Origin of the sequence: Streptomyces sp. NPDC091280, from assembly GCF_044768565.1 — a bacterium.
Lineage (GTDB): Bacteria > Actinomycetota > Actinomycetes > Streptomycetales > Streptomycetaceae > Streptomyces.
This window is the reverse complement of the sequence record NZ_JBIVUZ010000011.1, coordinates 1-14,349: the sequence shown is the minus strand read 5'-3', so window position 1 is coordinate 14,349 and position 14,349 is coordinate 1. Positions and strand designations below refer to the sequence as shown.

General features: G+C 68.0%; 13 protein-coding genes and 1 riboswitch. Of the genes, 5 read left to right on the top strand and 8 right to left on the bottom strand.

Annotation, left to right across the window (positions count from 1 at the left end):
* Positions 1–72: 72 nt before the first annotated feature.
* A riboswitch (SAM riboswitch) is annotated at positions 73–189 on the bottom strand.
* Between the two features lie 102 nt (positions 190–291).
* The gene (gene trpD / locus ACIQPR_RS30715; protein ID WP_403654878.1) at positions 292–1,356 is read right to left on the bottom strand and encodes an anthranilate phosphoribosyltransferase; all 1,065 of its coding nucleotides are present in this window, start codon (positions 1,354–1,356) and stop codon (positions 292–294) included.
* Positions 1,357–2,097: 741 nt separating this feature from the next.
* Here trpD and ACIQPR_RS30710 point away from each other — a divergent pair.
* Genes ACIQPR_RS30710 through ACIQPR_RS30695 form a run of 4 tightly spaced genes read left to right on the top strand, consistent with a single transcriptional unit; the run spans position 2,098 to position 6,886 of the window.
* Complete coding sequence (locus ACIQPR_RS30710; RefSeq protein ID WP_403654876.1) at positions 2,098–3,177, top strand: polyprenyl synthetase family protein; 1,080 nt, start codon at positions 2,098–2,100, stop codon at positions 3,175–3,177.
* Positions 3,174–4,091 (top strand): hypothetical protein, encoded by a 918-nt coding sequence (locus ACIQPR_RS30705; protein ID WP_403654874.1) that lies wholly within the window; start codon positions 3,174–3,176, stop codon positions 4,089–4,091. Before ACIQPR_RS30710 ends, ACIQPR_RS30705 begins: the two co-directional genes overlap by 4 nt.
* Before the next feature lie 28 nt (positions 4,092–4,119).
* The gene (locus ACIQPR_RS30700; RefSeq protein ID WP_403654872.1) at positions 4,120–5,514 is read left to right on the top strand and encodes a cytochrome P450; all 1,395 of its coding nucleotides are present in this window, start codon (positions 4,120–4,122) and stop codon (positions 5,512–5,514) included.
* Positions 5,515–5,521: 7 nt separating this feature from the next.
* Positions 5,522–6,886: a cytochrome P450 gene (locus tag ACIQPR_RS30695; protein WP_403654870.1), complete on the top strand. Its 1,365-nt coding sequence runs from the start codon at positions 5,522–5,524 to the stop codon at positions 6,884–6,886.
* 82 nt (positions 6,887–6,968) lie between these two features.
* Here ACIQPR_RS30695 and ACIQPR_RS30690 read toward each other — a convergent pair whose 3' ends face one another.
* The 4 genes from ACIQPR_RS30690 to ACIQPR_RS30675 all read right to left on the bottom strand — a co-directional run bounded on the left by ACIQPR_RS30690 (position 6,969) and on the right by ACIQPR_RS30675 (position 11,183).
* Positions 6,969–8,624, bottom strand: a complete 1,656-nt coding sequence (locus tag ACIQPR_RS30690; protein WP_403654868.1) for a cytochrome bc complex cytochrome b subunit — start codon at positions 8,622–8,624, stop codon at positions 6,969–6,971.
* The gene (locus ACIQPR_RS30685; RefSeq protein ID WP_403654866.1) at positions 8,621–9,676 is read right to left on the bottom strand and encodes a Rieske 2Fe-2S domain-containing protein; all 1,056 of its coding nucleotides are present in this window, start codon (positions 9,674–9,676) and stop codon (positions 8,621–8,623) included. The genes ACIQPR_RS30690 and ACIQPR_RS30685 overlap by 4 nt, the downstream gene beginning before the upstream one ends.
* Positions 9,673–10,482, bottom strand: coding sequence for a c-type cytochrome (locus ACIQPR_RS30680; RefSeq protein ID WP_403654864.1), 810 nt, complete (start codon positions 10,480–10,482; stop codon positions 9,673–9,675). The genes ACIQPR_RS30685 and ACIQPR_RS30680 overlap by 4 nt, the downstream gene beginning before the upstream one ends.
* A gap of 80 nt (positions 10,483–10,562) precedes the next feature.
* Positions 10,563–11,183 (bottom strand): heme-copper oxidase subunit III, encoded by a 621-nt coding sequence (locus ACIQPR_RS30675; protein WP_019067823.1) that lies wholly within the window; start codon positions 11,181–11,183, stop codon positions 10,563–10,565.
* Positions 11,184–11,361: 178 nt separating this feature from the next.
* Here ACIQPR_RS30675 and ACIQPR_RS30670 point away from each other — a divergent pair, with 178 nt between their 5' ends.
* The gene (locus tag ACIQPR_RS30670; protein ID WP_403654862.1) at positions 11,362–11,763 is read left to right on the top strand and encodes a hypothetical protein; all 402 of its coding nucleotides are present in this window, start codon (positions 11,362–11,364) and stop codon (positions 11,761–11,763) included.
* An 82-nt stretch (positions 11,764–11,845) separates the two neighbouring features.
* Here ACIQPR_RS30670 and ACIQPR_RS30665 read toward each other — a convergent pair whose 3' ends face one another.
* The 3 genes from ACIQPR_RS30665 to ACIQPR_RS30655 form a co-directional block, all read right to left on the bottom strand.
* Positions 11,846–13,111 carry an Ig-like domain-containing protein gene (locus ACIQPR_RS30665; protein ID WP_403654860.1) on the bottom strand — a complete coding sequence of 422 codons (1,266 nt, stop codon included), beginning with the start codon at positions 13,109–13,111 and terminating at the stop codon, positions 11,846–11,848.
* Between the two features lie 130 nt (positions 13,112–13,241).
* Entirely contained in the window at positions 13,242–13,640 is a 399-nt protein-coding gene (locus ACIQPR_RS30660; RefSeq protein WP_403654858.1) for a cytochrome c oxidase subunit 4, read from the bottom strand.
* Positions 13,637–14,349 (bottom strand): cbb3-type cytochrome c oxidase subunit I (locus tag ACIQPR_RS30655; protein WP_403654856.1); only part of this gene is annotated, 713 nt, incomplete at its 5' end. The genes ACIQPR_RS30655 and ACIQPR_RS30660, both read right to left, overlap by 4 nt.

The window sequence follows — 14,349 nt, the reverse complement described above, 5'->3', positions numbered from 1 at the left end:
TCGACGCCCTATCGCATTCGCTTGCTCACAGAGGGCTCCCTCGATGACCAGGACCCCTGGTGTCTTTCGAGGGGCCCGCGCTTGCCGAGGACCTCGCTGCCCACGGCCTGGTCTTCACCCGGGGCACCCCGCCACGGACGGAGGGTTGCCGGACAGTCGGCCGGGGCCTCATGACTGTCACTCATGACCTGATCGGAAAACTTACGTGAGGTGATCGCCGCCCCGCAACCCGTGTCCGGATCGCGGGACGACGTCACAGAATCACATCGCGGTATGACAACCGCCGCTGGGCTACGCGTTGGTGGCCGCGGCCCAGCGCTCCAGGGTCCGCTTGGCCGCCCCCGAGTCGATCGACTCGGCGGCCTTCTCCATCCCGGCCCGGATCCGGTCCGCCAGCGGCCCGTCCCCCCGCTCCAGCGCGACCAGGGCAGCCGCCGAGTTCAGGAGTACGGCGTCGCGGACCGGGCCCGGCTCGCCGTCCAGCAGCCGGCGGGCGACGCCCGCGTTGTAGTCGGGGTCGGCGCCGCGCAGGGCCTCGACGGGGACCAGGTCGAGACCGACGTCCCGGGGGTCGAAGGACTCCTCGGTGACCTTGCCGTCGCGGACGGTCCACACCCGGGAGGTGGCGGTGGTGGTCAGCTCGTCGAGACCGTCGTCGCCCCGGAACACCAGCGCGGACGAGCCGCGTTCGGCCAGTACGCCCGCGATGAGCCCGGCCATGCGGGTGTCGAAGCAGCCGATCGCCGACGAGGTGACCTTCGCCGGGTTGGTGAGCGGGCCCAGGAGGTTGAACGCGGTCGGAATGCCCAGCGCTCCCCGGACCGCGCCGACGAACCGCATCGAGGGGTGGAACTTGGCCGCGAAGCAGAAGGTGATCCCGGCCTCCGCCGCCACCCGCGCGACCTGCTCGGTCGGCAGGTCCAGGTTGATACCGAGCTTCTCCAGCACGTCGGAGGAGCCGCTCGCGGAGGACGCGGCGCGGTTGCCGTGCTTGACGACCTGCGCGCCGGTGCCCGCGATCACGATCGCGGACATCGTCGAGATGTTGACCGTCTTGGCCCGGTCGCCGCCCGTACCGACGATGTCGACGGCCGGCCCCGGGATGTGCAGCGGCTTCGCGTGGGCGTACATCGTCTCGACGAGACCGGTGATCTCCTCGACCGTCTCGCCCTTGGCGCGCAGCGCCACCAGGAAGCCCGCGATCTGCGCGTCCGCGGCCTCACCGCTCATGATGCGGTCCATCGCCCACGCCGTGTCGGCGGTGCTCAGATCCTGCCCGGCCAGCAGAGCACTCAGCACGTCGGGCCAGGAACGGGCCGCCGCGGTGTCGCCTCCAGCGGGGGTCACAGCGCTCATAAGGCCGCTCCTGGGTGTCGTAAGAGAGGGGAACTCCCACAAGAGGGAGCACGTGCCCACCCTATCCAGCCGGGAGGACCCCGGAGAGGCGCTGTCCGTACCCCGGACGACGATGCCCGGGTCGGCGTCCGGCGTGCGACCCGGGGAGCGTTGCGGCGGCGCTCGGACCGGCTCGCCGAGTCGTGGAGGACACCGACTATCAGTGGGGAACGACGGACTTGTTCGGCATCCGTCGAATTCGACGCACGCGACCGCAGCATCTCCGGCAGATCCCATTCCGCCGCCGTGCATAAGACCAACATGAATAGATCTGGGCTCACGAATGTTGGCCGACCGGGTTGATCAACTCGATCGAACGTACCCCAGCACTCAACGTGACGCAACCATGTTCAAGCGTCACCGACTCTGGGTATGAGGCCGCGACAGCGGGTGGTCCGTCGTGATCCCACTCACCGTCCCGGACGCCCAAGGGCTCCCTTCCGAATCCGGTGAGCGTGTGCCTAGACTGGCCGGGCTTCACACAAGTCGGCCGTTCGGACGGGGGAAAGTCGAGTGGTGTGCGAGGGACTCTTCAGGGCTTGGAACCGCGCTTTTCGCGTGATGTCGCCCAGAGTCGGAGCCGGGCGATAGCCGACAGGCAGCGCCCCTGGTACGCACGCTTCACTCACCCTTTCATCGCGGCAATTCCCACCAGCTGTGCGCCATGAGCAAAACTTCGCCGGACTAGAGGAGAACCACTCTATGACGACGCCATTAGCCAGTCCGGACGTCCTGGAACCGGAAATGATTCGCCGGTCGGTGGACGAAGCGCTCGCCGAATTCCTGACGGAGAAGGACAGTTCCGTCAGCCAACCTCATCTGCCGTATCTCTCCGGCCTGGTCCGGGATTTCCTGTCGGGCGGGAAACGCGTTCGCCCCCTGCTGTGCGTGACCGGCTGGCAGGCGGTCGGCGGCGGCGAGAACGCCGGCCCGGTGTTCCGGGTGGCCGCCTGCCTGGAGATGTTCCACGCGTTCGCGCTCATCCACGACGATGTCATGGACCTGAGCGACACCCGCCGGGGCCGCCCCACCGTGCACCGCGCCCTGGCCGCCCAGCACGCCTCGTGCCGGGGCCCGGACGAGGTCGAGTGGTTCGGCATGAGTGCGGCGGTGCTGCTCGGCGACCTGGCACTGACCTGGTCCGACGAGCTTCTGCACGGGGCCGGTCTCACCCCCGCACAGTTCGAGGTGGTGCTGCCGCTGGTGTCCCGGATGCGCACCGAGGTGATGCTCGGCCAGTACCTGGATCTGCACGCCACCGGGGAGTTGACGGACGACGTCGAGGCCACGCTGAACGTCTACCGCTACAAGACGGCCAAGTACACGATCGAGCGCCCCCTGCACGTCGGCGCCGCCATCGCGGGCGCGGACGCCGGGGCCATGGCCGCCTTCACCTCGTACGCCCTCCCACTGGGCGAAGCGTTTCAGCTGCGCGACGACCTCCTCGGCGTCTACGGCGACCCGCGGGTCACCGGCAAGTCGCGCCTGGACGATCTGCGCGCCGGCAAGAACACCACGCTGACCGCGCTCGCCCTGCGGGCCGCGGACGCGCGGCAGGAGGCGACGCTGCGCCGGCTGGTGGGCGATCCCTCGCTGGACGAGGAGGGAGCGAGCGTGGTGCGCGGGATCTTCGAGGCGGTCCGCGCCCGGGAGACCGTCGAGCAGATGATCGACGACCGGCTGCGGCAGGCACTGGGCGCGCTCGACGACGCGCCGTTCACCGCCGACGCCGTCGGCGCCCTAAAGCGAATCGCCCGTACGGCCACGACGAGGGACTCATGACCACTGAAATCTCCGCCCCCGAGACCGCCGCCGCCCCCGGCATGATGCGCCACTGGCAGCGGAGCACCGAGCGGTTCGCCGAGGTGTTCCAGCAGCGCATCGGCCACCGGCCGCAGATGGTGCAGCTGACGGACGCCGAGCTGCGGGAAGTCATCGACGCGTGCAATACGGCGGTCGCGGCCTTCGGCAAGTCCGTGTCCGACGAACGCTGGATCTCCTACATGGATGTCGTCCGGTGGTCGCAGAGCGCCCGCCACATCAGGGACATGGAGGCGTTCAAGGCGGTCTGCATCCTGAATTGCGTCACCTTCGTGTGGGACGACATGGACCCGGCCCTGCACGACTTCGCGACGTTCCTCCCCGAACTGCGCAAGATATGCAAGCGGTACTACGGCGAGGAGGACGCCCGTTTCGCCTACGAAGGCGCCCGCGCTTTCGTCACCAGCGATCACATGTTCCGCAATTCCCCCATCAAGGAAGTACTCTGCAACACCTCCCCGGAACAGTACTTCCGGTTCCGCGTGACAGATGTCGGCGTCGACTTCTGGATGAAGATGTCGTACCCGATCTACCGCCACCGAGAATTCACGGAACACGCGAAGTCCGGCCTTGCCGCGCGAATGACCACCAGAGGCCTGGCGATCGTCAACGACTTCTACTCGTACGATCGCGAGATCGCGCTGGGACAGATCACCAACTGTTTCCGGCTGTGCGACGTATCGGACCCCGAAGCGTTCGAGAAGTTCTTCCAGGAGCGGTTGGACGACATCGTCGAGGACGTGGAGTGCATCAAGTCGTTCGACGAGATCACACGCGATGTCTTTCTGGACCTCATCTACGGCAACTTCGTCTGGACCACGAGCAACAAACGGTACAAAGCAGCCGTGAACAACGTCAATTCGCGTATTCAATAGGAGAGCGAGAGACGTGAATCCGGCCGAGGTGTCCGAAAAACCCGCCCGTTCCTGGTCCTTCGGCGCCGCCCCGGGCGCGGTGCCGCTGCTGGGGCATGTGCTCGCGCTCTGGCGCCGTCCGCTTGAATTCCTGGCCGCCCTGCCCGCGCGGGGCGATGTGGTCGAGATCAGGCTCGGGACCAGCCGCGCCTATCTCGCCTGCCATCCCGATCTGGTCCACCACGTCCTGGTCAACCCGCGGATCTTCGACAAGGGCGGCCTGTTCGACAAGGCACGGCAGCTGCTGGGCAACAGCCTGTCGGTGTCGCGCGGCGACGAGCACCGCCATCAACGGCGCGTGATCCAGCCGGCGTTCCATGCCACGAAGATCGCCGAGTACACCGCGGCCGTGGGGGACGACACCCGGGCCGCGATCGGCGCCTGGCAGCCCGGAAGGACCCAGGACATCGGCGAGGCCATGCACGCCCTGCTGATGCGGGTGGCCGCCCGCACCCTGTTCTCCACCGGCGCCGACGAACGGACGGTGGAGGAGGCCCGGCACTGTCTGCGGATCGTCTCGCAGGGCATCTACAAGCGCACGATCTCCCCGCTGGACTTCCTGGAGAAGCTCCCCACCCCCGGAAACCGACGCTACGACCACGCCAACCGCCGGCTCCGGGAGATCGTCGCGTCGATGATCGGCGACCGCCGCCGGTCCGCGGCCGCCGAGAGCGATCTGCTCTCCACCCTGCTGCGGGCCGAACACCCGGACACCGGGCAGAAGTTGGCCGACGAGGAGATCCTCGACCAGGTCGTCACGTTCCTGGTGGCCGGCAGCGAGACCACCGCCTCGACCCTCGCGTTCGTGTTCCACCTCCTGGGCACGCATCCCGAGGCCGAGCGGCGGGTGCACGCGGAGCTCGACGCGACCGTGGGCGACCGCTCCCCCGGCTACGAGGATTTGCCGGAGCTGGAGTACACCCGCGCCGTCATCACGGAGGCGCTGCGGCTGTACCCCCCGTCCTGGCTGTCGATGCGGGTGGCGGCGGTCGACACCGAACTGGGCGGCCACCCCGTCCCGGCGGGCACCCTCGTGCTCTACAGCGCCCAGGCCCTGCATCGCAATCCCGAACTCTTCCCCGATCCGGGCGAGTTCGACCCCGGCCGGTGGATCGGCGACCGCGCCAAGGAGGTACCGCGCGGGGCACTGCTGCCGTTCGGCGCGGGCAGTCACAAGTGCATCGGGGACGTCCTCGCCCTCACCGAGACCGCCCTCATCGTGGCCACGGTCGCGAGCCGCTGGCGGCTGCGCCCCGTCCCCGGGACCACACTGCGGCCGGAACCGAAGGCCACCCTGGAAGCCGGTCCGCTGCCCATGCTCTGCGAACCGCGCCGAGCGCAGGAGACCCCGGGACGACACGCGACCACCCGCGAAAGAGGCTGACCCACGGATGAGTACGAGGACACGCCGACCGCCCGCCGCCCACCACTGGCGCCACGCGGTCGCCCCCGGCGCTCTGCCGCTGGTCGGACACGCGGTGCGGATGGGCCGCAGCCCCCTGGAGTTCCTGACCTCCCTGCCCGCCCGCGGCGACCTGGTCGAGCTCCGGCTCGGCCCGAGCCGCGCCTATCTGCCCTGCCATCCGGACCTGGTCCACGAGGTACTGCTCAACGCCCGCGTCTACGACACCGGCGGTCCCGTGAAGGACAAGGCCCGCCCGATCCTGGGCAACGGCCTGATCACCTCGGACTGGACGGACCACCGCAGACAGCGGCGGCTGGTGCAGCCGGCCTTCCACCCCGCCCGGCTGCCCGGCTACGCCGAGGTGATGCGGGACGAATGCGCCGCGGAGGCACAGGCGTGGGAGGCGGGCCGGCCCTTCGACCTCAGCATCGCGATGCAGACGCTGACCGCCCGGGTCACGGCCCGCGCCCTGTTCTCCACCGACATCGCGGACCGGGCGGTCGCCGAGATCCAGCGCTCGCTGCCGGTCATCGTGCACGGCGCCTACCGGCAGGCGATGGACCCCACCGGGCTGCTCGCCAGACTGCCCATCGCGGCCAACCGCCGTTTCAACAAGGCGCTTTCGGGTCTGCACGCGCTGATCCGCCGGATCGTCGAGGACTACCGCGGCGCGTCCACCGACCGCGGCGACCTGCTGTCGGCCCTGCTGGCCGCGGAGGACCCGGAGACCGGGGCGCGCCTCGACGACCAGGAGATCCACGACCAGGTCATGACCCTGCTGCTGGCCGGCATCGAGACCACGGCCAGTGCCCTCACCTGGAGCTTCCATCTGCTCGGCGGCAACCCCGCCGCCGAGACCGCCCTGTACACCGAACTCGACGAGGTCCTGGACGGCCGTACACCCGCGTATGCCGACATTCCCCGACTGGACCGCACCCAGCGGGTGTTCACGGAGAGCCTCCGGCTCTACCCGCCGGCCTGGCTGTTCACCCGGACCACCGTCGAGTCCACCGAACTCGCGGGCCGGGAACTGCCGGCCGGCACGGACATCCTGATCAGCCCCTACGTCCTGCACCACAACCCCGCCCTGTTCACCGACCCCGAGTCCTTCGACCCCGACCGGTGGCTGCCCGCCCGGGCCGAGGACGTGACGCGGGGCAGCTACCTGCCGTTCGGCGCCGGGAGCCGCAAGTGCATCGGGGACGTGTTCGGCATGACCGAGGCGACCCTGGCCCTCGCCTCGATCGCCGCACGCTGGCGGCTGCGCCCGGTGCCGCACACCACGATCCGCCCGCGCCCGCACATGAGTCTCAGCTCCGGCCCGCTCCTCATGATCCCCGAACCCCGCTGACGCAGGCCGCCGTTGACGGCGAAGGGCCCCGTCCGGTGGTCGGACGGGGCCCTTCGACTTCGGCGTGGCGACGCCTCAGCGATCAGTGGTGGCCGTGGCCGCTCGTGATCTCCTTGTACTCCTCGACGGTGGGCTTGGCGATCTGGGACTCCTCGCCGTAGTACGCCTCGCTGAGCTTGGCGCGCAGCTTCTCGGAGCCCTTGACCTTGCGCTCGACACCGTTCTCGTCGACCGTCGCGCCGATCGCGGCCGGCACGTACTGCTCGTGCGCGGTGAGCGTGTGCAGCGCGTCCTGGCTGAGCGGCTCGTGGATCTCGACGAACTCACCGTGCGGCAGGCGCTTGATGATGCCGGACTCACGGCCGTGCAGCACCTTGTCCTTGTCGCGGCGCTGGAGGCCGAGGCAGATCCGCTTGGTGGCGATGAACGTGAGGACCGGGATGACGAAGAAACCGATCCGCACGAACCAGGTGATGGTGTTGATCGAGAGGTGGAAGTGGGTCGCCCAGATGTCGTTCCCACCACCGATCAGCATCACGAAGTACGCCGACAGCCAGGCCATGCCGAACCCGGTACGGGTCGGGGCGTTGCGCGGCCGGTCCAGGATGTGGTGCTCGCGCTTGTCGCCGGTGACCCAGGACTCGACGAACGGGTAGACGGCGATGGCCACCAGCACCAGCGGGAAGACCACGATCGGGATGAACACACCCAGGACGAGCGTGTGACCCCACGCGTTGATCTCCCAGCCCGGCATCACACGCACCAGACCCTCGGCGAAGCCCATGTACCAGTCCGGCTGGGCGCCCGTGGACACCATGTCGGGACGGTAGGGGCCCATCGCCCAGATCGGGTTGATCGAGGCGATCGCCGCGATGGTCGCGATGACACCGAAGACCAGGAAGAAGAAGCCTCCGGCCTTGGCCATGTAGACCGGCAGCAGCGGCATGCCGACGACGTTCTTGTTCGTCTTGCCGGGACCCGCGAACTGCGTGTGCTTGTGGTAGAAGACCAGGATCAGGTGCGCCACCATCAGGCCGAGCATGATGCCCGGCAGCAGCAGGATATGGACGGCGTAGAACCGTGCCACGAAGTCGCCGCCCGGGAACTCGCCGCCGAAGACGAAGAACGAGATGTACGTGCCGACGATCGGGATCGACAGCAGCACGCCCTCGATGAACCGCACGCCGGTGCCCGACAGCAGGTCGTCCGGGAGCGAGTAGCCGGTGAAGCCGGTGAACAGCGACAGGACCAGCAGCAGCCAGCCGAACAGCCAGTTGACCTCGCGCGGCTTGCGGAACGCGCCCGTGAAGAAGACGCGCATCATGTGGACCATCATCGCGGCGACGAAGATCAGCGCCGCCCAGTGGTGGATCTGACGGATCAGCAGACCACCGCGCACATCGAAGGAGATGTGCATCGTCGAGTTGAACGCCTCCGACATCAGCTGCCCCTGGAGCGGGACATAGCTGCCGTGGTACGTCACCTCGTTCATCGACGGGTGGAAGAACAGCGTCAGATACACACCCGTGAGGATGATGATGATGAAGCTGTACATGCACACTTCGCCCAACATGAACGACCAGTGGTCGGGGAAGATCTTGCGCATGTTGGTCTTGGCCAGGGAGTAGATCCCCAGCCGGCCGTCCGCCCAGGTGGCGATCCGCTCGCCGGCCGGCGCCTTGTCGCGCCGTTCACCCGACGCGGCAGCGGCCGATGTCTGAGTCTCGTTGGTGCTCATCCGCGCTCCCAGAATGCAGGACCGACGGGCTCCTCGAAGTCGCCGAGCGCTTCGAGGTAACCCTCGTCGCTCACACCGATGCGCAGCTGCGGCAGGGCGTGACCGGCCGGGCCGAAGATCACTCGGGCACCGTCGGAGAGGTCGAAGGTGGACTGGTGGCACGGGCAGAGCACGTGGTGCGTCTGCTGCTCGTACAGGGAGATCGGGCACCCGACGTGGGTGCAGATCTTCGAGAAGGCCACGATGCCCTCGTGCGCCCACTCCAGCTCGCGCTTGTCCTTGATGTTCTCCGGCTGGAGCCGGACGATCATCAGGGCCGACTTGGCGATCTCGGTCTGGAACTCCTCGTCGGTCTCCTCCAGGCCCTCGGGCTTGGCGAAGGTGAGCGAGCCGACGGCCACGTCCGAGGGACGCAGCGGCAGGTTCGTGTTCATGTTGACGAGCAGCTTGCCCTTGGACCACAGCGTGTGGCGGAGCTTCGTCCCCGGCAGCGGGCCGAGGTCGCGCAGCAGCACGACACCGGAGAGCGGGAACATCGCCAGCGCGCCGAACATCGTGGTGCGGATCAGCTTGCGACGGCCGAGCGCGGACTCCTTGGCACCCTGCTTGAAGTCGGCCAGGACCTTGGCCTTGACCTCCGGGGGCGCCTCGATCGCGTGCCGTTCGTCGACGATCTCCACGTCGGACATCAGGGTGCGGGCCCAGTGGACCGCGCCCGCGCCGATGGTGAAGAGCGCGCCGCCGAGGGTCAGGCCCAGCGCGAAGTTCAGCGCGCTGATGTGACCGATCGGGAAGACGAAGATCGACTTGTCGGACGGGATCGCCACGTAGGAGGCGATGAAGCCGACCGTGAGGAGCATCGACAGCGTGAACAGGAAGGCGACGACGCGCTCGGACCGCTTGGCGGCCCGCTCGTCGATGTCCTGGACCCGGTGCTCGTGCGGCGGCAGTCCCGGGTCGGCGAACGGGTCGTTCTCGTCCGCGACCGACACCGCGCCGTGCGCGTCCTGCTCAGCGGGCAGGTTCTCTTCTGGAATGTCTTGGCTACTCATGACTTCTTGGCCTTTGCGGTCCGAGCGGCGACCCAGACGGCTACCGCGATCAGCGCGCCCAGACCGAAGATCCAGGCGAAGAGACCCTCACTGACCGGACCGAGACCGCCCAGCTCAAGACCGCCGGGGCTCTCGGTGTTGTCGCCGTTGACCGCGTTGAGGTACGCGATGATGTCCTTCTTGTTCTTCGACGACAGCGTGGTGTCGGGGAAGGAAGGCATGTTCTGCGGGCCGGTCTGCATGGCCTCGTAGATGTGCTTGGGGGCTACGCCTTCGAGGCTCGGCGCGAACTTGCCGTGCGTCAGCGCGCCGCCCTTGCCGGTGAAGTTGTGGCACTGGGCGCAGTTGGTGCGGAACAGCTCGCCGCCCTTGGCGATGTCCGAACCCTCCGGCCCGTACTCGTTCTTCGTCGGGATGGCGGGACCCGCGCCCAGCGAGGCGATGTACGCCGCGAGCTGGTCGATCTCGGCCTGGGAGTAGATGACCTTCTTGGCCGGGATCTGGGCGCCCGGCTGCTGGGCCGGCATACGGCCGGTGCCCACCTGGAAGTCGACCGCCGCGGCGCCGACGCCCACGAGGCTCGGCCCGTCGGAGGAGCCCTGACCGCCGGTGCCGTGGCAGCTGGCGCAACCGACGGCGAAGAGCTTCTTGCCCTCGTCGATGGAGAGGGACTGAGCGGACTCGTCGGCCTGCGCCTTGCTCGCGGGCGCGAGCAGGCTGTACACCCCCCCGGAGACCGCCAGCGCGAGGAGTAGTACGACGACCGCCGCCAGCGGATGGCGTCGTCGTGTGGAGAGCTTTTTCACGGATTACCCCGGTGTCAGGATCTTCTGCGTCGATGCTTCTGGAATGTGCGCTTCTTGGCTGCGCGCGGGATCGGGCCCGACTACTTGATCAAGTAGATCGTGGCGAAGAGGCCGATCCAGACGACATCGACGAAGTGCCAGTAGTAGGACACGACGATGGCCGCGGTCGCCTGTTCGTGGGTGAACCTCTTCGCCGCGTAGGTGCGGCCGAGGACGAACAGGAAGGCGATGAGGCCGCCCGTCACGTGCATGCCGTGGAAGCCGGTGGTCAGATAGAACACCGAGCCGTACGGGTCGGAGGACAGCGACAGGCCGTCCTTCTTCACCAGCTCCGTGTACTCGAAGATCTGACCGCCGATGAAGATCGCACCCATCACGAACGTGATGATGAACCAGCCCCTGAGCTTCTTCACGTCCCCGCGCTCGGCGGCGAACACGCCGAGCTGGCAGGTGAGGGAGGAGAGCACCAGGATCGTGGTGTTGGTCGCGGAGAACGGAAGGTTGAGATGGCTCGCCATCTCCTTCCAGTGATCCGGACCGGTCACCGATCGCAGGGTGAAGTACATCGCGAAGAGGGCCGCGAAGAACATCAGCTCGGAACTCAGCCAGATGATGGTTCCGACGCTGGTGAGGTTCGGCCGGTTGACCGACGGGTGCGCGTGCCCGGTTTCTACTGTCGTTGCTGTCGCCACGACCGACATTATGTCGGTCGCTTATCCCGCCCTCACTCCGGGGGGTGCCGTTCGGAGTGTTCGCAGCGTGTGTACTGCCCGTATGGCCCATCGCAGGGGTGTTCCAACAGGTGTTGACGGGGTGTTCAAGGGAGTAGCATCCGCCGCACCGGTACCTGGAGTTCCCGATCGACGACGCGGAGGAACAATGCAGCCGACTGCCACGGTGCTCGTCTACAGCGACGACTCCAACACCCGCGAGCAAGTGCGGCTGGCCACCGGGCGCCGGCCCGCTCCGGACGCGCCGCTGGTGGAGTTCCTGGAGTGCGCGACGCCCGCGGCGGCCCTGAAGGAGCTGGACCGGGGCGGGATCGATGTGTGCGTCTTCGACGGGGAGTCCGTGCCGATGGGCGGCATGGGGCTGTGCCGTCAGGTCAAGGACGAGATCTTCAACTGCCCGCCGGTGCTGGTGCTCATCGGGCGTCCGCAGGACGCGTGGCTGGCCACGTGGAGCCGCGCGGACGCGGCGGTGACCCTGCCGGTGGACCCTGTCGAGTTCGCGGCCGCTCTGGCGTCTCTGTTGCGTGAGAAGCGGGCTCTGAGCGCCTAGTGGGGTGGGGCGGCCCGTAGTCTCGCGGCTGCGGGCCGGTTGTGGTTGCTCGCGCAGTTCCCCGCGCCCCTTACGGGGCACTTCACACCGACTCCGGCCTCAAGCGTGCCGCGTCCTCCGGCCTCGGAGCGTCCGGTGTTCCGCCCACCAGGGCGCTGCCCGCGCGCCACTTCTTCCAGTCCAGGTTCCAGTCGCCGAAGCCGTTGCCGAAGGGTTCCATGTCGTCGCCGTTGGAGTTGACGACCTTGACGACGTCACCCTCGTGGATGGTGTCGAAGAACCACTCGGCGTTGCTGGTGCTCATGCCGGTGCAGCCGTGGCTGACGTTCGCGGAGCCCTGCGAGCCCACGGACCAGGGGGCGGCGTGGACGTACTCGCCGCTCCAGGTGACGCGGGTCGCGTAGTACACGGGGAGGTCGTACGAGTCCGAGGAGCCCTCGGAGATGCCGACGGTGGTACCGCGCATCCGTACGAAGTACTCCTTGCCCAGTACGACCTTGACGCCGTTTCGGGTCTCGAAGCCGGGCTTGCCGGTGGTGACGGGGATCTCGTTGATCTCCTCGCCGTTCTTGTAGACCGTCATCTCGTGGGACGCGGCGTCCGTCACGGCGACGATCTTGTCGCCCGTGGTGAGCTTGAGCCCCTTGGACCTGCCGCCCCACAGACGGTCGCTGATCTTCACGCCGTCGAGGTCGCTGCGCACCTGGACGGTGGCGTGGGCGGGCCAGTAGTCCTTGGGCCGGTAGTGGAGTTCCGTGTCGTCCACCCAGTGCCAGGCGCCCTCCACGGCGGGCACGGAGTCCACCCTCAGGGCGCGTTCCACAATGGCCCGCTGCGCCTTGTCCTTGACGGGCTTGTTCAGCTGGGCGGTGACCGGCTGGCCGACGCCGTAGCTGCCCGCGTCCGGACCGAACTTCACGGTCAGGCTCTGCTTGCTGGTCGGCTTCGTGGTGTCGAACTCGATGACCTTGCGGCCGGGGGCGCCGTCCTCGTCCTCCGTGCTCACCCGGACCGTGTAGTGGGCGTTGGCGGCCAGCGGGGAGGTGCTGCGCCACCGGGTGCCGTCGGCGTTGAGTTCGCCCGTGACGTAGCGTCCCGTGGCGTCGGTGGCCGTGACGTCCGTGATCCGCCCGTCGTCACCGGAGGCGGTGACCTCCAGGGGCTTGTCGGGGTCGGCCTTCTTGCCCTTGGCGGACAGGCCGTTGAAGGAGATCTGCCCCGCCGCGTCGTACGGCGTGGCCGACAGCGGGTCGCCGCCGCCGGACCCGCAGGCGGTGCCGCCCGCGCCGAGGGAGATCACCAGCAGGGTGCAGCCGACGACGGTGCGGATACGCGGAGAGTGGTTCATGAGCCGAGGCTATGAAGGTTCGTCAGCGGCGGCGCGGTGGGTCACTCGGACGAGGGACCGGACGTGCGGCAAAAGCACGAGCCCGGACTCTCCTGACGGAGTGTCCGGGCCCGGGTGCGGATCGCGTGTGCTACTGCGTGCGGTTCTCACCGTGGTAGTACTCGAAGACCCAGCCGAAGAGGCCGATCACGATGAGGGGCGCCGAGAAGTACAGCAGCCACCAGCCGATGGCCACGCCGAGGAAGGCCAGCGCGCCACCGATGCCGAGGGCGAGGGGCTGCCAGCTGTGCGGGCTGAAGAAGCCCACCTCGCCGGCCTCGTCCGCGACGTCGGCCTCCTTGTTGTCCTGCGCCAGGGTGTCGACCCGCCGGGCCGTGAAGCCCAGGTAGAAGCCGATCATGACGCAGAGGCCGAAGGCCATGAAGAGGGCCGTGGTACCGGCCGCCTCCTTGGACCAGAGGCCGTAGACAACCGCCATGGCGAGCACGAAGGCGCTCAGCCACATGAACATCCAGCCCTGGACCTTCACTTGCCCGCCTCCTTGCCGCCGGCGAGGGCCTTGTCAGCGTGGTGCGCGTTCTCCAGCTGGTCGAGAGCGGCGATCTCCGGGTGGTGCAGGTCGAACGCCGGGGATTCGCTGCGGATACGGGGCAGGGTGAGGAAGTTGTGCCGCGGCGGCGGGCAGGACGTCGCCCATTCGAGCGAGCGGCCGTAGCCCCACGGGTCGTCGACCTCGACCTTCTTGCCGTACTTGGCCGTCTTCCACACGTTGTAGAGGAACGGCAGGATCGACAGACCGAGCAGGAAGGAGCTGATCGTCGAGATCGTGTTCAGGGCGGTGAAGCCGTCGGCCGCGAGATAGTCCGCGTAACGACGGGGCATGCCCTCGGCACCCAGCCAGTGCTGGACCAGGAAGGTGCCGTGGAAGCCGATGAACAGCGTCCAGAAGGTGATCTTGCCGAGGCGCTCGTCGAGCATCTTGCCGGTCATCTTCGGCCACCAGAAGTGGAAGCCGGAGAACATCGCGAAGACCACCGTGCCGAAGACGACGTAGTGGAAGTGCGCGACCACGAAGTACGAGTCCGAGACGTGGAAGTCCATCGGCGGCGAGGCCAGGATGACACCGGTCAGACCACCGAAGGTGAAGGTGATGAGGAAGCCGGTGGCCCAGAGCATCGGGGTCTCGAAGGACAGGGAGCCCTTCCACATGGTGCCGATCCAGTTGAAGAACTTCACGC